Origin of the sequence: Reyranella sp., assembly GCF_965279625.1 — a bacterium.
Classification (GTDB): Bacteria; Pseudomonadota; Alphaproteobacteria; order Reyranellales; family Reyranellaceae; genus Reyranella.
Genome location: NZ_OZ257251.1, coordinates 4,546,155 through 4,566,863, shown reverse-complemented (window position 1 = coordinate 4,566,863; position 20,709 = coordinate 4,546,155). Strand labels below are relative to the sequence as shown.

Here is a 20,709-nt window from a genome sequence, read left to right as displayed (position 1 = left end):
AAGTCAGAGGCCCTTCTTGCCCATCGCCAGGAACTTGTCCTGGCGGCGCTCGCGCAACGTGTCGGCGTCGAGCTTGGAGAGGTCGGCGATCGCTTCGGCAACGACACGACCCACGACGTCGATGGTCTCGCCGGGTGCGCGATGGGCGCCGCCCATCGGCTCGGGGATCACGTCGTCGATCACTTCGAGTTTCTTGAGATCGGCGGCGGTCACCTTCATCGCCTCGGCGGCGTCCTGCGCGTTGGCGTTGTTGCGCCACAGGATCGAGGCGCAGCCTTCGGGCGTGATCACCGAGTAGACCGAGTTCTCCAGCATGTAGACGCGGTCGGCCGAGGCGATGGCGAGCGCGCCGCCCGAACCGCCCTCGCCGATCACCACGCTGACCAGCGGCACGCCGAGCCCGAGGCAGGTCTCGATCGAGCTGGCGATCGCTTCCGCCTGGCCGCGCGCCTCGGCCTCGATGCCGGGATAGGCGCCGGGCGTGTCGACCAGGGTCAGCACCGGCAGCTTGAACCGGTCGGCGAGCCGCATCAGGCGCTGCGCCTTGCGATAGCCCTCGGGCCGCGCCATGCCGAAATTGTGCTTGATGCGCGAATCGGTGTCGTCGCCCTTCTGCTGGCCCAGCACGACGATGCTGCGACCCTGCAGACGGCCCATGCCGCCTACGATGGCGGCGTCCTCGCCGAAGGCGCGGTCGCCGGCCAGCGGCGTGTAATCGGTGATCAGCCGGTCGATATAGGCCTGCGCGTGCGGCCGCTCGGCATGGCGGGCGACCTGCACCCGCTGCCACGGCGTCAGCTTGGAGTAGGTCGCGCGAATCTGCTTATGCGCCTTCTCCTGCAGGCGCATGACTTCCTCGGCGATGTCGACATCGCCGGAATTGGGAAGATGCCGAAGCTCGGCGATCTTGCCTTCCAGCTCCGCAACCGGCTTCTCGAAGTCGAGGTAAATCGTCATTGAGGGCAGGTGTCGCCCGGTCGCGGAATCCTGTCAACCGGCCGGCCGGCGCTTTCGCCGGGCCAGCGGATGATGCTCCTGGACCAGCGAGCGCAGCTTCTCGTCGAGCACGTGCGTATAGATCTGGGTGGTGGCGATATCTGCATGGCCCAGCATCAATTGAACGGAGCGCAGATCGGCGCCGCCCGCCAGCAGATGGCTGGCGAAGGCGTGGCGCAACACGTGGGGCGACACCCGCGCGGGATCGATGTCCGCGGCCAGCGCGGCTTCCTTCAGGAGTTGTGCGAAACGCTGTCGTGTCAGGTGCCCGGTCCGGCCGCGCGACGGGAACAGGAACTTCGAGGTCTCGCCGTCGGCGAGCTGACCGCGGCGCATGTGCAGCCAAGCAACGATGGCCGTGCGCGCCGGGTCAGACAACGGTACCAGCCGCTCCTTGTCGCCCTTGCCCCGGACCAGCAGCATCGAGGGGTCGCGTTCGACGGCGGACAGAGGAAGGCTCACCAGCTCCGACACGCGCAGGCCGGCCGCGTAGAGAATTTCGAGCAGCGTCGCCATGCGCCCGCCATCGACCGCATCCTTGGTGCGCGCCGCCTCGATCAGCCGGTCGACCTCCTCGCGCGACAGCACCTTGGGCAGCGGCCGGCCGAGCCGCGGCGAATCCAGCGTGCTCGACGGATCGTCGTCGCGCAGCCGCTCGGCCAGCAGGAACCGGAAGAACTGGCGCATCACCGAGAGGCGCCGCGCCACCGTGCGCGGCGTCATGCCGACATAGTCGAGCGACTTCAGATAGGCGCGCAACGCCGCCGCGTCGGCCGTCGCCGGGCTTTGCTTGCGCCGCGTCAGGAAACTCTGGAGATCGGCCAGGTCGGCGCCATAGGCGAGCAGCGTATTCTTGGAGGCGCCGCGCTCGGCCTGCAGCATCTCGAGGAACATCTCGGCCTCGCGCACGTGCCTGAAGGGAGGCTTGCGCTTCACAGGCCGTAGGCGATCGCGACTTCGACCGCGAACAGCCTCCCCGCATACTCCTCGCCGACCTGGCGCAACGCCCGCACGATCGCGCCGACCGCGGCCGGATGCAGCTCGCCGAGCGGCGTTTCGCCACTGGCGATGCAGGCCAGCAACGCGGTCTCGGCACGCCGCCGTCCCGTCGCCGCCGTCTGCAGCATCTGCATCGTGGCCGCGGGCGGCGACACGAGCCGGGCCGGGCCCGGCGTCTCGGGCAAGTTCGTCGCCTTGGCGGGGATATCGAAGCCGATGGCGCGGAACAGTTCGAGCAGGAGGTAGCCGCGAAGCGGCGCCTGCGCGGGGTTCTCCCTAGCCAGCACCTCATACCAGCGATTGACCTCCTCGGGCGGCAGCCGCTTGGCGTCATCGACGCCGGCCACCGCCATCAACGGCATCAGCCGTTCGAGCGAGCCCATCGCGCGGCTGTCGTTGAAGGCCGTCGACACGGCGAGGCGCGTCCATGCCTTGCCCTGCTGCTTGTCGCCCAGCAGCAGGAAGCCGCGGATGACCTCCTGCGCCACGGCCGCATATTCCGGCTTGGGGGCCACGTTCATCAGCGCGCCCGCGCTGGCCCGCGCGACCGTCGGAAAGAGCGGGCCGCCACGCTCGTCGCCATAGACCGCGGCGATCGCACTCATGAGCTGCTGCGCGTTCTGCGCCCCGCGCGCCGCCGCGACCATGCGCGCCCGCTTGGCCATCGGCGCCGGCAGCACGACCTTGTCGCGCACCGCTTCGAGATAGAGGTCACCGAGCTTCGAGGCCTCGACGATGGCCAGCGCCTCGCCCCGCTCGGCAATGTCGAGCCGTGTCGGCACCGGCAGGGTCCGGTGAGCCACGAGCGAGCGCATCAGCGAGGGCTGCGTCGATCGCAGGGTCGCGGCCGACGGCTGGATATAGGCCAGGTCGAGCATCACCATCGCGGGTCCGTCGAGCTGGGCGGGCGGCGGCGCGGTGGGCGACAGGCCTTCCGCCGCGATCTCGACCAGCTTGTAAAATGCAGGATCGCTGCTGCGCAGGGCGGCCGCAGTTTCCCGCGCCCCGCCATTGTCGCCGGCCACCAGCTTGCAGACGGTGCTGGCGCGGCGCCCGAAAGGCTCGGCCAGGGCATTGGTGCGCACGATCTGGCAGGCCGAGTCCTTCTCGCCGGCCATCATCAGCGCGTTGACCGTCGCCGCCGCCAGCGGCGGATCGGCATAACCGCCGATGCTGCGCACGATCTCGTTCAGGGTCTCGGCCTCGCCCATGGCGGCCAGCCGATCGACCTTGCGGGCGAACAGGCTGGGCGGCGGGCTGCCGTCGGAGGCCGGGGGCCGGACTTCGCTCACCAGCAGCTTGAACTGAAGGTCGCGCAAGGCGCGGCTGCGCGGCGCCGGCTGCAGGGACGAAACCAGTCGCTTGGCCGTGGCGAGCGACGTGCCGTTCCAGGCGTCGGCCGGCATGCCGCCGGTCTTCTGGGTGAGAAAACCGCTCGGGCGGCTATCGAAATCGATGGTCTGGGCCTGGATTTGGGCCGGGACTTGCGCCTGGGCCGAAGGCCATCCGAACGTCAGGGAAGCGACAAGGACCGCCAGCGCGCTGCAGCTAGCGCGCAAAACGTTCATTGGGCACCGTGATCTCGAAGTGCTTGAGTGGGGGGCGCGGTTCGACGACCGCAAGGGCCACCAACCCGGCAAACACCAGGGTCAGGACGGCAACGATTATCACAGGCCCGAGACGCAGGGTGGGCATGCTGAATCGGTTTCTGGAGCGGAACATTGCCACGACGCCGGCAACCTACTCGGCCGCCGTCCGGGCGGCAATTGCCGAGAGCGAAGACGAACGACTTCGGGACCGGTCGCTTGAAACCCGAGGCATTATGGGCGACATCCATGAGCTGCAGCTCGACATGGACGCCACTTCCCCCCTGTCCTTGCCGCGCACCGTGGCCCTCGTCGGGTTGATGGGCGCGGGCAAGAGCGCCATCGGCAAACGGCTGGCGGCAAGACTCGGCCTCCCGTTCGTCGATGCAGACGACGAGATCGAGCGCGCGGCCGGCTGCACGATCGCTGAATTCTTCGAAAGATATGGCGAGCAGGAATTCCGTGCGGGCGAGCGCCGCGTGATCGGCCGCCTGCTGGAGGAAACCCCACACGTCCTGTCGACCGGCGGCGGCGCCTACATGGACCCCGAGACACGGGCGCTGATGAAGACCCGCGCCCTGACGGTGTGGCTGCGCGCCGAACTCGACGTGCTGTTCGACCGGGTGAAGAAGCGCACGCACCGTCCGCTGCTCCGCCAGGGCGACCCCAAGGAAATTCTCGCGCGCCTCATGCAGCAGCGTTACCCGATCTATTCAGAGGCCGACATCGTGGTCGATTCGACCGCCCAACCGGCCGAACGCACCACCGAGCAGGTGATCGACGCGATCCGCGCGCATCTGCAGGCCCAGACGACAGGACAAACGGCATGAGTTCACCTCGCACCATTCGCGTCGACCTGGCCGGTCGCGCCTACGACATTGCCATCGGTCCCGGCCTGATCGACCGCGCCGGCGAACTCGCGCGCCCGCTGCTGGCCGCGCCGCGGGTCACGATCGTGAGCGACGACACGGTGGCGCCGCTCTACGGCGCGCGCCTCGCCGCTTCGTTCGACAAAGCGGGCGTCGAGACCCGCCTGGTGACCGTGCCGGCCGGCGAGAGCAGCAAGGACTTCGCGAGCTTCAGCCGTCTGATGAACGAGCTGCTCGACCTGCGACCCGACCGCAAGACCACGCTGGTGGCGCTGGGCGGCGGCGTGGTGGGCGACCTCACGGGCTTCGCCGCGGCCGTGCTGTTGCGCGGCGTCGATTTCATCCAGGTGCCGACGACTCTCCTCGCACAGGTCGATTCCTCGGTCGGCGGCAAGACCGGCATCAACACCCGCCACGGCAAGAACCTGGTCGGCGCCTTCTACCAGCCGCGCCTCGTCCTCGCCGATACCGCGGTGCTCGACACGCTGCCGCGCCGCGAGCTGCTGGCGGGCTATGCCGAGGTCGCGAAGTACGGGCTGATCGACGATCCGGACTTCTTTACCTGGTGCGAGAAGAACGGCGAGGCCGTGCTGGCCGGCGATGCCGCGGCACGCACCTACGCGATCGAGCAGAGCTGCCTTTCCAAGGCGCGCATCGTGGCGGCCGACGAGCGCGAGACCACGGACCTCCGCGCCCTGCTCAATCTCGGCCACACGTTCGGCCATGCGCTGGAGGCCGAAACCGGCTTCGGCGGGGCGCTGTTGCACGGCGAAGCGGTCGGCGCGGGCATGGCGATGGCCTTCGACCTGTCGGCCCGGCTGGGCCTCTGCCCGCCCGAGGATGCCGAGCGCGTGCGCCGCCATCTCGGCGCCATCGGCCTGCCGGTCCGGCTGCGCACGATCGGCGGCGACAACAGCCGCACCTGGAACGCGGCGAAGCTGGTCGAGCACATGCGCGGCGACAAGAAGGCCGAGGGCGGCAAGCTCACCTTCGTGCTCGCGCGCGGCATCGGCCGCTCCTTCGTCACCCGCGACGTCGACGAGGCCGGCCTGCGCGGCCTGCTCGACGACGCCATCGCGGCCTAGGAGCGGCATGGACGCCGAGCTGCATTTCGACATCCCGCTTTCCCTCGCGATTCCCCTCGTGGTGGTCTGCCTGTTCCTGGCGGCCTACCTCTCGGCCGCGGAGACGGCGATCACCGGCGCCTCGCGGCCGCGCATGCATCGCCTTGCCCTGCAGGGCCATCCGAACGCGGTCATCGTGAATGCGCTGCTCGACCGCAAGGACGAGACGGTGAGCGCCGTGCTGCTGGGCAACAACGTGGTCAACATCTTCTCCGCGTCGCTGTCGACGGCGGTGCTGACGGCCCTGTTCGGCGCGGCCGGCGTGGTCTACGCCACGCTGGTCATCGGCATCCTGATCGTGATCTTCGCCGAGGTCATGCCCAAGACCTGGGCGCTGCTGCGGGCCGACCGGGTGGCCCTGGCGCTGGCGCCCTCGATCATGGTCACGCTGACCATCCTGGGCCCGATGGCGCGCGGCGTCGCCGCCGTCTCGCGCTTCTTCCTCAGGCTTCTGAATGTGCGCACCGACCGCACGCCCGACGCCGACGAGCAGAGCGAAGCGCTGCGCGGCGCCATCGAACTGCACGGCGAGGGCCAGATCGGCGACAGCGCGCCGGCCGAGAAGGCGATGCTGCGCTCCGTTCTCGATCTCGGCGACCGCACGGTGGGCGACGTCATGACCCATCGCGGCAACGTCGTGCTGATCGACGCCGACCAGCCGACCGACGCCATCGTCACGCAGATGCTGGCGGCGCCCTTCACGCGCATCCCGCTCTATCGCGGTGAGGCCGACAATGTGGTGGGCATCATGCACGCCAAGGATCTCTTCCGGGCCGTCGAGGCGGCGGGCGGTCCGAAATCGGTGCAGATCGATCCGATCCTGACCCCGCCCTGGTTCATTCCGGAATCCACGGTGCTGTTCGACCAGCTCGAGGCGTTCCGCGCCCGGCACGAGCATTTCGCCATCGTGGTCGACGAATACGGCGCGCTGCGCGGCATCGTGACGCTCGAGGACATCATCGAGGAGATCGTCGGCGACATCGAGGACGAGCATGACGCGATCCGCCGCGGCGTCGCCCGGCGCGACGACGGCAGCGTGGTCTGCCGGGGCGACGTGCCGATCCGCGACCTCAACCGCGAGTTCGGCTGGGGCCTGCCGGAGAGTGTCGCCACGACCATCGCAGGACTGGTGCTGCACGAGGCGCGACGCATCCCCGAAGTCGGCCAGGTTTATGCATTTTACGGTTTCCGCTTCGAGATTCTGAAGCGCGAGGGCACCCGCGTCGCCGAGTTGCGGATCGTGCCGCCCGCCGCCATACAGGCAGGCAACTGACTTCCACCTGACACAACGAGGAACGACCATGCCGCTTTCGCCGCCGGTCGGGCGACAGCACCTTCATACGCGCCGCGTCGTCTGCCAGGGCTTTTTCCGCGACGACGGGCTGTGGGACATCGAAGGCCGCATCACCGACGAGAAGACCTACGAACACGCCAACGAATGGCGCGGCCCGCTGCAGCCGGGCGACTTCGTGCACGACATGTCGATCCGGCTGACGATCGACCACAAGTTCACGATCGTCGATGCCGAGGCGGTGACCGACAAGTCGCCATACAGCATGTGCGGCGACATCGCGCCGGCCTTCAAGAAGCTGATCGGCCTGCGCATCGGCGGCGGCTTCCATCGCGCGGTGCGCGAGCGGCTGGGCGGCATCCATGGCTGCACCCACATCGTCGAGCTGCTGGGGCCGGTGGCCACGACGGTCTTCCAGACCGTTTCGTCGAAGAAGGCGCAGGATCTCAACCGGGCGCATCGTGAAAAGACCGGCACCCTGCCGCCGAAGGATCCCGATGCGCCGCGCAAGCCCCCGCGCAAGCCCTACATGCTCGACACCTGCCACACCTGGGCGTCCGACAGCGAGGTCACCAAGCGCTGGGTGCCGCACTTCTATACCGGCCCCGACGCCGAAGCCGTGCGTGCGGCCGTCGAAGGCAAGGACGTGGAGATGGAAGGCTAGCGCTTTCCGTCTTCGGCCGGCGTCAAGGTTTCCATCGCCAGCGCGTGCAGGCCGGCGTCGAGTTCTTCCTTGAGGGCGGCATAGACGAGACGCTGGCGGGCGACGCGGGTCTTTCCTTCGAAGGCCGGCGACACGATCTCCACGCGGAAATGCGTCTCGCCCCCTTCGCGCCAACCGGCATGGCCGTGATGCTTCGAGGACTCGTCTTCGATGGCCAGACGCACCGGTTCGAAGGCCGCCCGAAGCTTGCTGTCAATCGCTGTCGCCACCTTGCCCATGACCATCTTGCCTCATCTTGCCGGTTCTACTGGTTGAACACATATTAGCCCGATGGCCCGACGGAGAGCGAACCCACTGGCAGCACTGGATGGTGCGAAGCCGCACCAGCGCGTCTGCGAGGCAGCGGGCTGCCGGCTCCAGGGTGAATATCGTGCGCCGCGCGCGCGCGACAAGCTCGACGAGTATCGCTGGTTCTGCCTCGAGCACGTCCGCGACTACAACAAGAAGTGGGACTATTTCGCCGGCCTGGACTCCGACGAGATCGAGGCTCACATCCGCGCCGACACGACCTGGCGGCGGCCGGTCTGGCCGTTGGGCGCCCGCCGCAACGGCAATCCGTATGCCCACATCAAGGACCCGTTCGGCCTGGCCGACGATGCCGGTCTCGGGGAAAAGCCGCCGCCCAAGTACGATGGCAGCGAGCAACTCACCCCGGCGGAGCGCAACGCCCTCGATGTCCTTGAACTTTCATGGCCCCTTACGCGGAAAGACGTGAAATCCCGCTACAAGGAGCTGGTGAAGCTCCACCACCCGGACGCCAACGGCGGCGCCCGGGAGGCGGAGGAGAAGCTCAAGGAAATCAACGCCGCCTATTCCACTCTGCGAGCCTCAGAGAACCTTCCCGTCGAATGATTTAGCCCCGCTTGGGGCAGCTCCTGCATTTGGCTGCTTGCAGTGCACAATCCTGCCTGCGACTATCAATTCGCCCGCAATTGGCGGGCATTGTTTTGTAGGAATTCGTTTGATGGCCTCTACGACGACCGCGGCGGGTCAGAATGTTTCGGGCATGCCGGATATCAAGGTTTCTGCGCGTCAGGTTTTCGGCATCGATACCGACATGGAAGTGCCGGCATTCAGCACGCCGACCGAGCATGTTCCCCAGGTCGACGATGCCTACCTGTTCGATCACGACACGACGATGGCGATCCTCGCGGGCTTCGCCCACAACCGCCGTGTCATGGTCCAGGGCTATCACGGCACCGGCAAGTCGACCCATATCGAGCAGGTCGCGTCCCGCCTCAACTGGCCCTGCCTCCGCGTCAACCTCGACAGCCACATCTCGCGCATCGACCTGATCGGCAAGGATGCGATCGTCCTGCGCGACGGCAAGCAGGTGACCGAGTTCCGTGAAGGCATCCTGCCCTGGGCGCTGCAGAACCCGACGGCCCTGGTGTTCGACGAATACGACGCCGGCCGCGCCGACGTGATGTTCGTCATCCAGCGCGTGCTCGAGGTCGACGGCAAGCTCACCCTGCTCGACCAGAACAAGGTCATCCATCCGCATCCGGCGTTCCGCCTGTTCTCGACCGCCAACACGGTCGGCCTCGGCGACACGACGGGCCTCTATCACGGCACGCAGCAGATCAACCAGGGCCAGATGGACCGCTGGTCGATCGTGACGACGCTGAACTACCTGCCGCACGAGCAGGAAGTGAACATCGTCGCCGCCAAGACGCCGCACTACAACAGCGACGAAGGCCGCAAGACCATCGCCGCCATGGTGGCACTGGCCGAGCTGACGCGCGCGGGCTTCATCGCCGGCGACATCTCGACCGTCATGTCGCCGCGTACGGTGATCACCTGGGCCGAGAATGCGCGCATCTTCGGGGGCGACGTGGGCTTTGCCTTCCGTCTCACCTTCCTGAACAAGTGCGACGAGGTCGAACGCAGCACGCTCGCCGAGTACTATCAACGCTGCTTCGGCAAGGAATTGCCGTCGTCGAGCGCCAAGGGCGGCAAGCTGCACTAACCGGAGAGGGCCGCATGGCCAAGGACTCCACTCCCCTCGAGGAGTTTCGTCGCGTCACCGCCACCACAATGCGGGCGGTGTCGCGCAAGGAAGTGAACGTAGCCTTCGTTCCCGATGGCGGTTCACTGCTGGGCCAGGAAGCCCGCATCACCGTGCCGGCGCGCGATCTGCCAGTCGAGGATGTCAGCCGCGTCCGCGGCGAGGCCGACTCGATGGCGCTGAAGCTGCGCCATCATGACCGCAAGACCCATCTGCGTCGCGTGCCGCGCGGCGAGGCGGCGCGCGCGATCTTCGAGGCGGTCGAGCAGGTCCGCGTCGAGGCGCTGGGGGCCCGCAAGATGGTCGGCGTCGCCGACAATCTCTCCGCCCTGTGGCGCCAGCGCTCCGACCAGCGCGGCCATGCCCGCATCAAGACCAAGGAAGATGCGCCGATCGCCGACGTGATCGGCCTGATCGCCCGCGAGCAGCTCCTCGGTGCCGAGCCGCCCGAATCGGCCAAGGCAATGGTCGACATGTGGCGCTCCGACATCGAAAGCGCCGCCGGCCGCGACTTCCAGAAGCTGCGCGATTCGCTCACCAACCAGGAAGCGTTCGCCCGCGCCGCCCGCCAGCTCATCCGCGACCTCAAGCTCGGCGACGAGACGGCCGAACTGCAGGACGACGACAACGAGGACTCGCAGGACCAGGAGAACGCCGACGGTCAGTCGAACGAGACCGGCGACGACCAGAGCGATTCCAGCGAGACCCAGGGTTACGGTGCCCAGGGCGAGGAATCCGAGGATGCGTCCGAGCAGGACGATGCTTCCGAGACCGTCGCCGACCAGGCCCAGACCGAGATGCAGATGGGCTCGGGCGACGAGGAGGAGCCGGGCCGCGCCGAGCGTCCGTGGCTGCCGCCGGGTGCGCTCAGCAACGAGCCCGCCGGCCAGCAGTATCACGCCTATTCCAACAAGTTCGACGAGATCGTCGAGGCCGACGCGCTGTGTGACGCCGAGGAACTCGGCCGCCTGCGCAACCATCTCGACCAGCAGCTCGCGCATCTCCAAGGCGTGATCGGCAAGCTCGCCAATCGCCTGCAGCGCCGCCTGATGGCGCAGCAGAACCGCGCCTGGGAGTTCGATCTCGACGAGGGCATCCTCGACGCCGCGCGCCTCACCCGCGTCGTCACCAACCCGATGCACGCTCTGTCGTTCAAGACCGAGCGCGACACCAACTTCCGCGACACCGTGGTCTCGCTGCTGATCGACAATTCCGGCTCGATGCGCGGCCGGCCGATCACGGTTGCGGCGATGAGCGCCGACATCCTCGCGCGCACACTCGAGCGCTGTGGCGTGAAGGTCGAGATCCTGGGCTTCACGACGCGCGCCTGGAAGGGCGGCCAGAGCCGCGAGCAGTGGCTCGCCGCCGGCAAGCCGGCCAACCCGGGCCGCCTCAACGACCTGCGCCACATCGTCTACAAGCCGGCCGATGCGCCGTGGCGCCGGGCCCGCAAGAACCTGGGCCTGATGCTGCGCGAGGGCATCCTCAAGGAGAACATCGACGGCGAGGCGCTGCTGTGGGCGCACAGCCGCCTGCTGCCGCGCCCCGAAGAGCGCAAGATCATGATGGTGATCTCCGACGGCGCGCCGGTCGATGATTCCACCCTGTCGGTCAATCCCGGCAACTATCTCGAGCGGCACCTGCGTGACGTGATCGACTGGATCGAGACGCGCTCGCCGGTCGAACTGGTCGCTATCGGCATCGGTCACGACGTCACGCGCTACTATCGTCGCGCCGTCACCATCGTCGACGCCGACCAGCTGGGCGGCACGATGATGGAGCAGCTCGCCTCGCTGTTCGACGACGACGAGAAGAAGGACACGCGCGCCGCCCGCGGCTCGGGCAAGCAGCCCGGCAAGGGCGGCAAGTCCGGCAAGCGCGCGGCCTAAGCCTCGCGTCTGCTTCCGGTGACGAACCGCTTCCTCCTCACCGCCTGCCTGCTCGTCGCGGCCTGCGCCGGCGTCTCGCCGCCGCCGGCCGGCGCGCAGGAACAGCCCGTCACCATCGAGAGCTCGCCGCTCACCCTCAAGATCGACGAGCCCAAGGCGACGCGGGTCGGCCGCCTGATCTGGCGGGGCGGCCTCGAGATGCGTGCGAGTTCGCGCAATTTCGGGGGCCTGTCGGATCTGCACATCACGCCGGACGGGCGCACGCTGACCTCGATTTCCGACGAAGGCGCCTGGCTGGTCGCGACGCCCCGCTTCGATGCCAAGGGCATGCTGGTGGGGTTGGCTGACGCCACCATGGGGCAGTTGCGCGGACTGGACGGCAAGCCGATCGACAGCAAGCCCGAGGCCGATGCCGAGGCGATGGCACGCCTGCCGGATGGATCATGGATGGTGGCCTTCGAGCGCCGCCACCGGCTCTGGCGCTACACGTCGCTCACGGCGACGCCGCTGCCCGTCGATGGGCCGGCCGATATCGGCCGCCAGCCCGCCAATGGCGGCATCGAGGCGATGACGGCGCTGGCCGACGGCACGCTGATCGCCATCAGCGAGGAATACAGCCTGCATCCCGCGACGGTGACCGGCTGGATCGGCAAGCCCGACGGCAGTGGCCGCTACGTCTGGAACCCTTTCGCCTATGCCACGATCCCCGACTACAAGCCGACCGCGCTGGCGCTCCTCCCGGATGGCTCTTTCGCCACCCTGGAGAGGGCCTTCGACCTGGTGCGCGGGGTCCGGGTCCGGGTGATGCGGTTCGAGGCCAGCCAGCTCAAGCCCGGCGCGACGGTGCAGCCCGAGGAGCTGGCGCGCCTCGCCTCACCCTATGCGGTCGACAATCTCGAAGGGCTGGCGGCCACACGCGGCGCCAACGGCGAGACGCTGCTCTGGCTGATCTCGGATGACAATTTCAATCCGCTTCAGCGCAACATTCTGATGCTGTTCGAGCTGGCGCCTTAGCAGAGGCAGATTGGTGCTCGTTGCTTCCCCATTCAAATGGGGAAGTGCCCCGTCATACAGGGCGATGGGGTCATGAGTGTTGAGAAGGTCATGACCCCTCCGTCGTCTTAGGACGACGACACCTCCCCATCTGAATGGGGAGGATACAGTTCTACTGAGCCCTAGAAGGCTCTAAGCAGCCTTCTTCGCTTCCTTCTTGCCCTTGGCCGAGACGACGCGACGCTTCAGCACCTTCATCTCGGGCGTGAGCTTGCTGTCGTTCGTGTCGAGCAGGTAGGCGTCGATGCCGCCATTGTGCTCGATGGTCTTGATGCCGCGCGGCGTCAGGCGCAGGCGCACCGCATGTCCCAGCGCATCCGACAGGACCGAAGCGACCTGAAGGTTCGACATGAACCGGCGCTTCGACTTGTTGTTAGCGTGGCTCACATTGTTGCCGTACTGGACGGACTTGCCCGAGAGGGCGCAACGACGAGGCATGGCGATATCCGCTAAAAAAAAACGATCCCGCCGGGGGGCGGGAAGGCCGGCTTTTTACGGGCCGAAAGGGTGCCCGTCAAGCGAACCAGTCCACCACTCTTTCGCTGATATCCTCAACCTGGTCCTCGGGGATGACACGTCCCCGGGCCGAAATTCCCGCCTCGTGCACGCTGTTCGGGTCGCCCGAGACCAGCGGATGCCACCAGTAGAGGTCCTGCTTCAGGTGGACCAGCCGGTACCCACAAGTCCTGGGGAGCCAATCCATCTTGGCCACCACCTTTGGGGTGAGCTGGATACACTCCGGCACGATCTTCTTGCGGTTCTTGTAGTCCTTGCAGAGCGCCGTCTTGGGATCCAGCAGCCGGCAGCAGGTGTCGGTCTGGGCAAGTTCGCCCGTGCCCTCGTATTCCAGCTTGTTGACGCAGCACATGCCGCAGCCGTCGCACAGCGATTCCCACTCCTGCTGGGTCATCTCGGCGAGGGTCTTGCGCTTCCAGAAGGGTTCCTTCTGGGCGTCGGCCGCGCGTCGGGCGCGCTTCAGGAAGGATTTAGCGACCATGGAAGGCTTGTAGCATGGACCGGGCCGCCGCGGCGGGCGTGAGCCGGCCGGCTTCGACTTCGCGCTCCAGACCGCCGACCAGCCGACGCACGTCGGGGTGCGCCTTCAGTTGCGCCAGCAGGGTTTCGCCAACCTCGTTCCACATCCAGGCGCGGGCCTGCTCGGCACGGCGCTTCTGGATCCCCGCCTCGCCCACCGCCTTGTTGAAGCGCTCGACGACATCCCAGATCTCGAGGACGCCGTCGCCCGTCTGGGCCGAACTGGTGGTGACCTCGGGCGTCCAGCCGGGGGTCGGCGAGCGCAGCATGCGCAGCGCATGCTGGTAGTCGGCGGCCGAGCGCCTGGCCGTCGCCTTCAGGTCGCCGTCGGCCTTGTTGACCACGATCAGGTCGGCCAGTTCGATCACGCCACGCTTGATGCCCTGCAGATCGTCGCCCCCGGCCGGCAGCAGCAGCACGATGAACATGTCGACCATGTCGGAGACGGCCGTCTCGGACTGCCCGACTCCCACCGTCTCGACGATCACCGTGTCGAACCCGGCGGCTTCCACCAGCAACATCGTCTCGCGCGTGCGCCGGGCGACACCGCCCAGGGTGATGCCGGCCGGCGACGGCCGGATGAAGGCCTCCCGGCGCCGCGACAGCTCTTCCATGCGCGTCTTGTCGCCCAGGATCGAGCCGCCGCCGCGCTTGGACGAGGGATCGATCGCCAGCACGGCCAGCGAACGGCCTCGCTCCAGCAGCGACAGGCCAAAGCGTTCGATCAGGGTCGACTTGCCGACGCCGGGCACGCCGGTGATGCCCAGCCGCACCGACTTGCCGGTGTGCGGCAGCACCTCGGCCAGCAGTGCATCGGCACGCGCACGGTGGTCGCTGCGGGTCGATTCGATCAGGGTGATGGCCTGTGCGAGCGCACGCCGGTCGCCCGCCAGCAGGGGCGCAAGAAGGGGGTCGGCCGACTCGCCGGAAATCGCTGCGGACGCATTCATCGGCAACCAGCCTTATCAGCCGCGGCGGCGCATTGCCAGCAAGGCGCCCACCGTGGCGATCGCGTAGAAAAAGCCCAGCGTCCAACCAAGACCGGGTTCGCCGACCGCATCCATGGCCGCCCCCGTGAGCGGCCGGCCGACCAGCCCGCCCACGACGTAGATCAGGCTGAAGGCGGTATTCGCGCGCGCGATGTCGCCGCCCTGGAAGCGCTGGCCGAGCAGTGCCAGGCCCACCGGATAGATCGCGAACGAGATGCCGCCCCACAGCATGATGACACCCACGATGCCAAACGACTGGGCCGGCACGAAGGTGAGACCGATCACCAGCGCGGCGCTGACCAGCGTGCAACCCGCCAGCACGCCGCGCCGGTCGACATGGTCGCCCAGCCAGCCGATCGGCCATTGCAGGGCCACGTTGCCGACCACGAAGGCCGAGAGCCACAGCGCGCCGGTCTCCGGCGCGACGCCGGCGCTGACCGCATAGACCGGCAGGAAACTGAAGGCGACCTGCTCGCCGAGGCCTCCCGCAAAGGCCGCGAGCATGGCCAGCGGCGCCGCCACGAAGATGGCGCCGTATCCACTGTCGGCGTGATGCCGGATTGCCGGCGCCCGGTACCTGTAGGGCAGCAGCGGCAGGGCGACCAGAAGGGCGAGCCCGGCGCAGGTCAGGAACGGCACCGGCCCGTAGACGCCGACGAGCTGCAGCACGAAGGGTCCAAGCGCCATGCCGCCCGCGAACATCGCGGCATAGATCGCCATGACCCGGCCACGCCGCTTCTCCTCGACGACGAGGTTCATCCAGATCTCGCTCACCACCCACGGCACGCCGCCGACCGCGCCGTGCAGGAAGGAGAGCACGAACCAGGCGACCGGATCCGTGGTCAGCGTATAGCCGACCGTGCACAGGGAACCTGCCAGGACGGCGGCCAGGATGAGCGGCACGGCGCCGAAGCGGGCGGCCAGCCGGGGAATGTACGGCCCGGTCGTGAGCATGCCGAGCGCCCAGGCGGCGGCGACGATGCCGATGGTGAGCTTGTCCTCGCCCTGCCGCTCCAGCGCGAGCGGCACCAGCGGCATCACCGCGCCCGACTGCAGGCCGATGGCGGCGCAGGCGGCGAAGACGGGAACGAGGGAACGCCAGGGGCCGGTGGCGGGCGTGCTAGTCGCCGACACGCAAATGCCCTTCGGCGCGGAAGGAGGCCGCCTCCTCGACGCGGCGCTCGGCCGCGGCGGCGGCCTCCTGCTGGCGCCGCCACATGTCGGCATACAGGCCATTGCGGGCCAGCAGCTCGCCGTGACGGCCGCGCTCGGCGACCCGGCCGCGGTCGAGCACGATGATCTCGTCGGCGTTGATGATGGTCGACAGGCGATGGGCGATGATCACCGTGGTGCGGCCGCGGCTGACCTCTTCCAGCGAGCGCTGGATCTCCTGCTCGGTGCGCGTGTCGAGCGCGCTGGTCGCCTCGTCGAACAGCAGGATGCGCGGATTCTTGAGGATGGTCCGCGCGATCGCCACGCGCTGCTTCTCGCCGCCGGAGAGTTTCAGCCCGCGCTCGCCCACCGTGGCCTCGTAGCCCTGCGGCAGGGCCACGATGAAATCGTGGATGCGGGCCAGGCGGGCGGCCTCCTCGACCTCTTCGCGGCTGGCGCCGGGCCTTCCGTAGGCGATGTTGTAGTAGATCGTGTCGTTGAACAGCACGGTGTCCTGCGGCACGACACCGATGGCGGCGCGCAGGCTCCCCTGCTGGACCTCGCGGATGTCCTGCCCGTCGATGCGGACATGGCCCGACGAGACGTCATAGAAGCGGAACAGGATGCGCGAGATGGTCGACTTGCCGGCGCCGCTCGAGCCGACGATGGCCACCGTATGTCCGGGCGCCACGCGGAAGCTGACATCGTGCAGGATCGGCCGCGACGGCTCGTAGCAGAAGTCGACATGATCGAACACGATCTCAGCCCCGGCCACGGCGAGCGGCGGCGCACCCGGCCTGTCGGCGATTTCGGCCGGCACGTCGAGGAGGCCGAACATCTTCTCCATGTTGACCAGCGCGTTGCGGATCTCGCGATAGGCGAAGCCCAGCATGTTGAGTGGCATGTAGAGCTGGATCAGGAAGGCGTTGACCGCCACGAAGTCGCCGATCGTCATCGTGCCGGCGATCACGCCCTGGCCCGCCATCGCCATCACGGCGACGAGGCCCACGGAGATGATGGCTCCCTGCCCGATGTTGAGCAGCGAGAGCGTGCGGCTCGAGCGGATGGCGGCATCCTCGTAGCGCCGGCGGCCGACATCGTAGCGCCTGGCCTCGTGCGGCTCGTTGCCGAAGTACTTCACGGTCTCGAAATTCAGCAGGCTGTCGATTGCCTTGGCGTTCGCCTCGGTGTCGGCCTCGTTCATCGAGCGCACGAACTTGATGCGCCATTCCGAGAAGACGATCGAGAAGACGATGTAGACGCCGACCACGACCAGCGTCACGACCGAGAAGCGCCAGTCGTAGAGGCTCCACAGGATGCCGCCGACCAGCATGATCTCGAACAGCGTCGGCAGGATGTTGAAGGTCGTGAAGCGGATCAGGAAATCCATGCCCTGCGTGCCGCGCTCGATGACGCGACTGATGCCGCCCGTCTGCCGCTCGAGATGGAACCGCAGCGACAGTGCATGGAGATGCCCGAACACGACGAGCGCCAGGTTGCGGATCGCCCGCTGGGCCACCGGGGCGAAAATGGCGTCGCGAATTTCGCCGAAGGCCTGCGCGGCCACGCGGGCGGCCCCGTAGGCGACGATCAGGGCGATCGGCACCGCGACCGCCTGCGCCGCGGGCGTTCCCAGCGCATCGACGGCGTCCTTGTAGAGGAGCGGGACGTAGACGTTGGTCACCTTGGCGATCACCAGCAGCACCAGGGCGATCACGACCCGGACCCGCAGGGCGAATTCATTCTTCGGCCACAAATGGCGTCCGAGAATCGTGATGACGCCCCAGGCGCGGGGGCCGTCGACCTTGGGGATGCCGTCAGGGCCGGGTTTCGACATGAACGAAAAATGCCTTATTGGGCCACCATGTTGGGTGGCGAAGGGAGCGTCGGGCTTCTATCGTGCCCATGGAGCCGACGTAAGCCCTTCCGGGAAAGGGAGTCTCATGAGTTTTCGTAGGGCCTTGGCAGCGATCGTCTTGAGCGTGGCCGCGCCTGCGGCCGCATCGGCCCAGGGCGCCTCCGACGCGCGCCAGGTCGACATTGCCTACGAGATCACCTTCGCGGGCCTGTCCGGCTTCCGAATCGACCTTACCGCCAAGTTCAACGGTCCGAACTACGATATCGAAAGCCGCACCTTCAAGGAAGGCGTGCTGCGCGCGGTCACCATGCACTATGACGGCCGCAATCGCGCCTGGGGCGGCTTCTCCCCGCAAGGCGCGCGGCCGGCCGCCGGCTCGCTGTCCATCGTCGTCGGCGACAAGCCGCGCACCTGGATCGCGCAATATGCCGGAAGCACCGTGCAGGAGAGCCACAACCCCGCCTACACGCCGTCGCCGCAGAACACCATTTCCGAGGAGCAGCGGCGCGGCTCGCTCGACCCGCTCTCGGCCGCGCTCAGCGTCGGCATGGCCGGCGACGCGGCCTGCGACCGCACGGTGCAGACCAACGACGGCAAGCGCCGCATCGACGTCATCATCAAGAAGGTCGGCACCGAGCCCGCCGCCTCCGCCGGGATCCCCGGCGCGCAGGGCGACGTCCTCGTCTGCGAGATCTTCACCAAGCGCGTGGCCGGCGAGTTCGACAGCGCACCGAAGGAGGCCGAAACCGAGCGCGAACGGCCGATGCGCGTCTGGCTGGCCCATATGGACCAGAGCCAGATCCGCTACCCTGCCAAGCTCGAAGCCCAGACCGGCTTCGGCACGATCCGCGGCCGCATCCTCTCCTTCCGCGAACGCCCGATGACGCCGGACGAAAGCCAAGCGATGCGGAAGTAGCCCTCATGTTCCTCTCCCCCGATAGGGGGAGTGGCTAGGTGAGGGGGTTACAGGAGGTGCGTCGCCCCCTCACCCAACCTTTCCCCTACCGGGGAGCGGAGTCTGAAAGGGCAGACTCAGGCCTCGCGCGGCTGCGACGCCCGGGCCTTTCGACGGCTCAAAATTCGCCCTATCGCCATCGACGGAACCGACGCCCGACGGGCCACGGTCTGCAAACCCGCGGGATGCGGGTGGCGTCGTGACGCCGTTCCTCGATCTTCCTCTCCGTCCATCGTGCGGCCGTGCCGGACCATTTGGGTCCGCGTAGCGGCATCGTCGCCGATTCCAGTTTGAATATTCTTTCAAAATACGGAAAGAGTATCCAATAAGTAAAAAACGGCCGCGGAACGGACGTCGAGGAGGAACTTTGATCAAAGTCATCCGCGCCTGCGAGAACGGCGCCCGATACCTGGGAATTGCCGCGACCGTGTTGATCATGGCGATCATCGCGTGTGACGTGATCCTTCGTTATGCCTTCAACGCGCCGCTCGCCTGGGCTTATGAATTCATCGGCCTCTACGTGATGGCGGCGCTGTTCTTCCTGCCGCTGGGTTACGTCCAGCGCTGTCACGGCAACATTGCCGTCGACCTGTTCGTCAAGCTGCTGCCTCCGGCGGTGCGGTCGGCGTTCAACCGTCTGGGCAATGTCCTCGCAGCCGCCGTCTTCTCGATCGCCTGCGGGGCCTTCGCCGTGAAGGCCCTCGATGCCTTCGTGAGCGGAGACGAGATCATTGGCCCTTACATCTGGGTCACCTGGCCGATCTACACGATCGTCGCGGTGGGGCTCGGCCTGTTCGTGCTGCGCCTGCTGGTCCAGGTCGTTCAATCCGACGCGACGCTGGAACGCGATGCGGCTGAAGGAGACCACGGCGTATGAGCCCTGTTCTGATCGCCTGTCTCCTGCTGGGCGGGCTGCTGCTGTTCGGCGTGCCCGTCGCCTTCTCGCTCGCCGTCGCGGGCGCAGTGGGCCTGTTCATGATCGGCGGCTGGGACAGCCTGGTCGGGATCCTCGAGACGACAACGCTCTCCAGCGTCAGCGCCTACGAGCTGGTCTCGATCCCGATGTTCATCCTGATGGCCGAATTCGTGATCCTGAGCGGCATCGCCAATGGTCTCTTCGAGGCGGCCTCGCTGTGGGTCGGCCGCGTCCGCGGTGGCCTGGCGATGGCGACCGCCCTGGCCGGTGCCGGGTTCGGCGCGATCTCGGGCTCGAGCACCGCTTCCGCCGCCACGCTGGCCTCGACCAGCCTGCCCGCGATGCTGCGCCAGGGCTATGATCCCAAGCTGGCCAGCGGCGTGGTCGCGATCTCCGGCACGCTGGCGATGCTGATTCCACCCAGCGTCGCGCTGGTCCTCTATGGCGTCATCGCCGACATCAGCGTCGGCAAGCTGCTGATCGCGGGCGTCATCCCCGGCCTCATCGTGACCCTGGCCATCATGCTCACCGTCTATGTGATCGTGCTGTTCGATCCCAAGGCGGCCCCGACGGCGGTCTCCGTTCCCTGGCGCGTGAAGTTCGGCGCGTTGAAGGAACTGGGACCGATGCTGCTGCTCTTCGGGCTGATCACGGTGTGCATCTACACCGGCCTTTCGACCCCGACCGAGGCCTCGGCGATCGGCGCCCTCGGGGCTTTGGGCCTCGCGGTGCGCAGCGGAAACTTCAGCCTCACCGCCTTCATGTCGGCCTGCTCCCGGTCGGCACGGACGACCTGCATGATCCTGCTGATCATCGTCGGCGCGCATATCTTCGGCTACTTCTTCACGCTGACCCGCACGACCTACTCGATCGTCAGCTGGGTCTCGGCGCTGCCGCTCGATCCTTTCGTCATCCTGGCGATCATCCTGTTCGGCTACATCGTGCTGGGCTGCGTGATGGACCAGGCGGCCATCCTCATCCTGACGGTGCCGGTGGTGCTGCCGGTCATCAAGGCGCTGGGCTTCGACCCGGTGTGGTTCGGGGTCATCGTGGTCGTCACGGCGGAACTGGGAATGGTCACGCCGCCGGTTGGGCTCAACGTCTTCGTCGTCTCCAAAACGACGGGCATGCCACTCGGCACCGTGTTCCACGGCGTCTGGCCGCACGTCGTCGCGCACATCCTCATTCTGGTCCTGCTGACGGTCGTTCCGGGACTGGTGATGTGGCTTCCGTCCAACATGCAGTGAAGAAAACAGGAGGATTCA

The 20,709-nt window shown here is 67.5% G+C and carries 20 protein-coding genes; 11 read left to right on the top strand and 9 right to left on the bottom strand.

Going from position 1 to position 20,709, the window contains the following annotated elements; translation table 11 throughout:
- Nucleotides 1–3 precede the first annotated feature (3 nt).
- The 3 genes from ACQY78_RS22195 to ACQY78_RS22185 are packed head-to-tail and all read right to left on the bottom strand — an operon-like array spanning nt 4 to nt 3,401.
- Nucleotides 4–957 carry an acetyl-CoA carboxylase carboxyltransferase subunit alpha gene (locus ACQY78_RS22195; RefSeq protein ID WP_428678811.1) on the bottom strand — a complete coding sequence of 318 codons (954 nt, stop codon included), beginning with the start codon at nt 955–957 and terminating at the stop codon, nt 4–6.
- Nucleotides 958–990: 33 nt separating this feature from the next.
- Nucleotides 991–1,932: a site-specific tyrosine recombinase XerD gene (gene xerD / locus ACQY78_RS22190; protein ID WP_428678809.1), complete on the bottom strand. Its 942-nt coding sequence runs from the start codon at nt 1,930–1,932 to the stop codon at nt 991–993.
- Nucleotides 1,929–3,401, bottom strand: a complete 1,473-nt coding sequence (locus tag ACQY78_RS22185; protein ID WP_428678806.1) for a hypothetical protein — start codon at nt 3,399–3,401, stop codon at nt 1,929–1,931. The genes xerD and ACQY78_RS22185 overlap by 4 nt, the downstream gene beginning before the upstream one ends.
- A gap of 287 nt (nt 3,402–3,688) precedes the next feature.
- On the opposite strand from ACQY78_RS22185, the gene ACQY78_RS22180 reads away from it, so the two are divergent.
- Genes ACQY78_RS22180 through ACQY78_RS22165 form a run of 4 tightly spaced genes read left to right on the top strand, consistent with a single transcriptional unit; the run spans nt 3,689 to nt 7,529 of the window.
- Nucleotides 3,689–4,411 (top strand): shikimate kinase, encoded by a 723-nt coding sequence (locus ACQY78_RS22180; protein WP_428678804.1) that lies wholly within the window; start codon nt 3,689–3,691, stop codon nt 4,409–4,411.
- Nucleotides 4,408–5,535, top strand: a complete 1,128-nt coding sequence (gene aroB / locus ACQY78_RS22175) for a 3-dehydroquinate synthase (protein WP_428678802.1) — start codon at nt 4,408–4,410, stop codon at nt 5,533–5,535. The genes ACQY78_RS22180 and aroB overlap by 4 nt, the downstream gene beginning before the upstream one ends.
- Before the next feature lie 7 nt (nt 5,536–5,542).
- Nucleotides 5,543–6,847, top strand: a complete 1,305-nt coding sequence (locus ACQY78_RS22170; RefSeq protein ID WP_428678799.1) for an HlyC/CorC family transporter — start codon at nt 5,543–5,545, stop codon at nt 6,845–6,847.
- 28 nt (nt 6,848–6,875) lie between these two features.
- Nucleotides 6,876–7,529: a DUF2889 domain-containing protein gene (locus ACQY78_RS22165; protein ID WP_428678796.1), complete on the top strand. Its 654-nt coding sequence runs from the start codon at nt 6,876–6,878 to the stop codon at nt 7,527–7,529.
- On the opposite strand, the gene ACQY78_RS22160 is transcribed toward ACQY78_RS22165, so the two are convergent.
- Nucleotides 7,526–7,813, bottom strand: coding sequence for a BolA family protein (locus ACQY78_RS22160; RefSeq protein WP_428678794.1), 288 nt, complete (start codon nt 7,811–7,813; stop codon nt 7,526–7,528). The genes ACQY78_RS22165 and ACQY78_RS22160 overlap by 4 nt on opposite strands.
- Before the next feature lie 46 nt (nt 7,814–7,859).
- Here ACQY78_RS22160 and ACQY78_RS22155 point away from each other — a divergent pair, with 46 nt between their 5' ends.
- From ACQY78_RS22155 to ACQY78_RS22140, 4 genes are all read left to right on the top strand, one after another.
- Nucleotides 7,860–8,441: a J domain-containing protein gene (locus tag ACQY78_RS22155; protein WP_428678792.1), complete on the top strand. Its 582-nt coding sequence runs from the start codon at nt 7,860–7,862 to the stop codon at nt 8,439–8,441.
- Nucleotides 8,442–8,553: 112 nt separating this feature from the next.
- Complete coding sequence (gene cobS / locus ACQY78_RS22150; RefSeq protein ID WP_428678789.1) at nt 8,554–9,558, top strand: cobaltochelatase subunit CobS; 1,005 nt, start codon at nt 8,554–8,556, stop codon at nt 9,556–9,558.
- Between the two features lie 14 nt (nt 9,559–9,572).
- Complete coding sequence (gene cobT / locus ACQY78_RS22145; protein ID WP_428678786.1) at nt 9,573–11,486, top strand: cobaltochelatase subunit CobT; 1,914 nt, start codon at nt 9,573–9,575, stop codon at nt 11,484–11,486.
- An 18-nt stretch (nt 11,487–11,504) separates the two neighbouring features.
- Nucleotides 11,505–12,500, top strand: coding sequence for an esterase-like activity of phytase family protein (locus tag ACQY78_RS22140; protein ID WP_428678784.1), 996 nt, complete (start codon nt 11,505–11,507; stop codon nt 12,498–12,500).
- 171 nt (nt 12,501–12,671) lie between these two features.
- Here the strand turns inward: ACQY78_RS22140 and rpmB are convergent, their stop codons facing one another.
- From rpmB to ACQY78_RS22115, 5 genes are all read right to left on the bottom strand, one after another.
- Entirely contained in the window at nt 12,672–12,977 is a 306-nt protein-coding gene (gene rpmB, locus ACQY78_RS22135; RefSeq protein WP_428678781.1) for a 50S ribosomal protein L28, read from the bottom strand.
- A 76-nt stretch (nt 12,978–13,053) separates the two neighbouring features.
- Entirely contained in the window at nt 13,054–13,536 is a 483-nt protein-coding gene (locus tag ACQY78_RS22130; protein ID WP_425069838.1) for a YcgN family cysteine cluster protein, read from the bottom strand.
- Entirely contained in the window at nt 13,526–14,524 is a 999-nt protein-coding gene (gene meaB / locus ACQY78_RS22125; RefSeq protein WP_428678777.1) for a methylmalonyl Co-A mutase-associated GTPase MeaB, read from the bottom strand. Before meaB ends, ACQY78_RS22130 begins: the two co-directional genes overlap by 11 nt.
- A 15-nt stretch (nt 14,525–14,539) precedes the next feature.
- Nucleotides 14,540–15,697, bottom strand: coding sequence for an MFS transporter (locus tag ACQY78_RS22120; protein ID WP_428678774.1), 1,158 nt, complete (start codon nt 15,695–15,697; stop codon nt 14,540–14,542).
- Nucleotides 15,684–17,552 carry an ABCB family ABC transporter ATP-binding protein/permease gene (locus tag ACQY78_RS22115; RefSeq protein ID WP_428678771.1) on the bottom strand — a complete coding sequence of 623 codons (1,869 nt, stop codon included), beginning with the start codon at nt 17,550–17,552 and terminating at the stop codon, nt 15,684–15,686. The genes ACQY78_RS22120 and ACQY78_RS22115 overlap by 14 nt, the downstream gene beginning before the upstream one ends.
- A gap of 106 nt (nt 17,553–17,658) precedes the next feature.
- Between ACQY78_RS22115 and ACQY78_RS22110 the strand changes: the two genes are divergently transcribed.
- The 3 genes from ACQY78_RS22110 (at nt 17,659) to ACQY78_RS22100 (ending at nt 20,691) form a co-directional block, all read left to right on the top strand.
- On the top strand, nt 17,659–18,489 hold the full coding sequence (locus tag ACQY78_RS22110; protein WP_428678768.1) for a hypothetical protein: 831 nt from the start codon (nt 17,659–17,661) through the stop codon (nt 18,487–18,489).
- 406 nt (nt 18,490–18,895) lie between these two features.
- Entirely contained in the window at nt 18,896–19,405 is a 510-nt protein-coding gene (locus ACQY78_RS22105) for a TRAP transporter small permease subunit (protein WP_428678766.1), read from the top strand.
- Nucleotides 19,402–20,691 (top strand): TRAP transporter large permease, encoded by a 1,290-nt coding sequence (locus tag ACQY78_RS22100; RefSeq protein ID WP_428678763.1) that lies wholly within the window; start codon nt 19,402–19,404, stop codon nt 20,689–20,691. The genes ACQY78_RS22105 and ACQY78_RS22100 overlap by 4 nt, the downstream gene beginning before the upstream one ends.
- Nucleotides 20,692–20,709: the final 18 nt, after the last annotated feature.

Coding starts and splice junctions, on each gene's coding strand:
- rpmB (WP_428678781.1), bottom strand. CDS start 12,977: ATGCCTCGTCGTTGCGCCCTCTCGGGCAAGTCCGTCCAGTACGGCAAC.
- cobT (WP_428678786.1), top strand. CDS start 9,573: ATGGCCAAGGACTCCACTCCCCTCGAGGAGTTTCGTCGCGTCACCGCC.
- ACQY78_RS22160 (WP_428678794.1), bottom strand. CDS start 7,813: ATGGTCATGGGCAAGGTGGCGACAGCGATTGACAGCAAGCTTCGGGCG.
- ACQY78_RS22180 (WP_428678804.1), top strand. CDS start 3,689: ATGCTGAATCGGTTTCTGGAGCGGAACATTGCCACGACGCCGGCAACC.
- meaB (WP_428678777.1), bottom strand. CDS start 14,524: ATGAATGCGTCCGCAGCGATTTCCGGCGAGTCGGCCGACCCCCTTCTT.
- ACQY78_RS22110 (WP_428678768.1), top strand. CDS start 17,659: ATGAGTTTTCGTAGGGCCTTGGCAGCGATCGTCTTGAGCGTGGCCGCG.
- ACQY78_RS22155 (WP_428678792.1), top strand. CDS start 7,860: ATGGCCCGACGGAGAGCGAACCCACTGGCAGCACTGGATGGTGCGAAG.
- aroB (WP_428678802.1), top strand. CDS start 4,408: ATGAGTTCACCTCGCACCATTCGCGTCGACCTGGCCGGTCGCGCCTAC.
- ACQY78_RS22130 (WP_425069838.1), bottom strand. CDS start 13,536: ATGGTCGCTAAATCCTTCCTGAAGCGCGCCCGACGCGCGGCCGACGCC.
- ACQY78_RS22195 (WP_428678811.1), bottom strand. CDS start 957: ATGACGATTTACCTCGACTTCGAGAAGCCGGTTGCGGAGCTGGAAGGC.
- cobS (WP_428678789.1), top strand. CDS start 8,554: ATGGCCTCTACGACGACCGCGGCGGGTCAGAATGTTTCGGGCATGCCG.
- ACQY78_RS22185 (WP_428678806.1), bottom strand. CDS start 3,401: ATGCCGGCCGACGCCTGGAACGGCACGTCGCTCGCCACGGCCAAGCGA.
- ACQY78_RS22115 (WP_428678771.1), bottom strand. CDS start 17,552: ATGTCGAAACCCGGCCCTGACGGCATCCCCAAGGTCGACGGCCCCCGC.
- ACQY78_RS22100 (WP_428678763.1), top strand. CDS start 19,402: ATGAGCCCTGTTCTGATCGCCTGTCTCCTGCTGGGCGGGCTGCTGCTG.
- ACQY78_RS22165 (WP_428678796.1), top strand. CDS start 6,876: ATGCCGCTTTCGCCGCCGGTCGGGCGACAGCACCTTCATACGCGCCGC.
- ACQY78_RS22170 (WP_428678799.1), top strand. CDS start 5,543: ATGGACGCCGAGCTGCATTTCGACATCCCGCTTTCCCTCGCGATTCCC.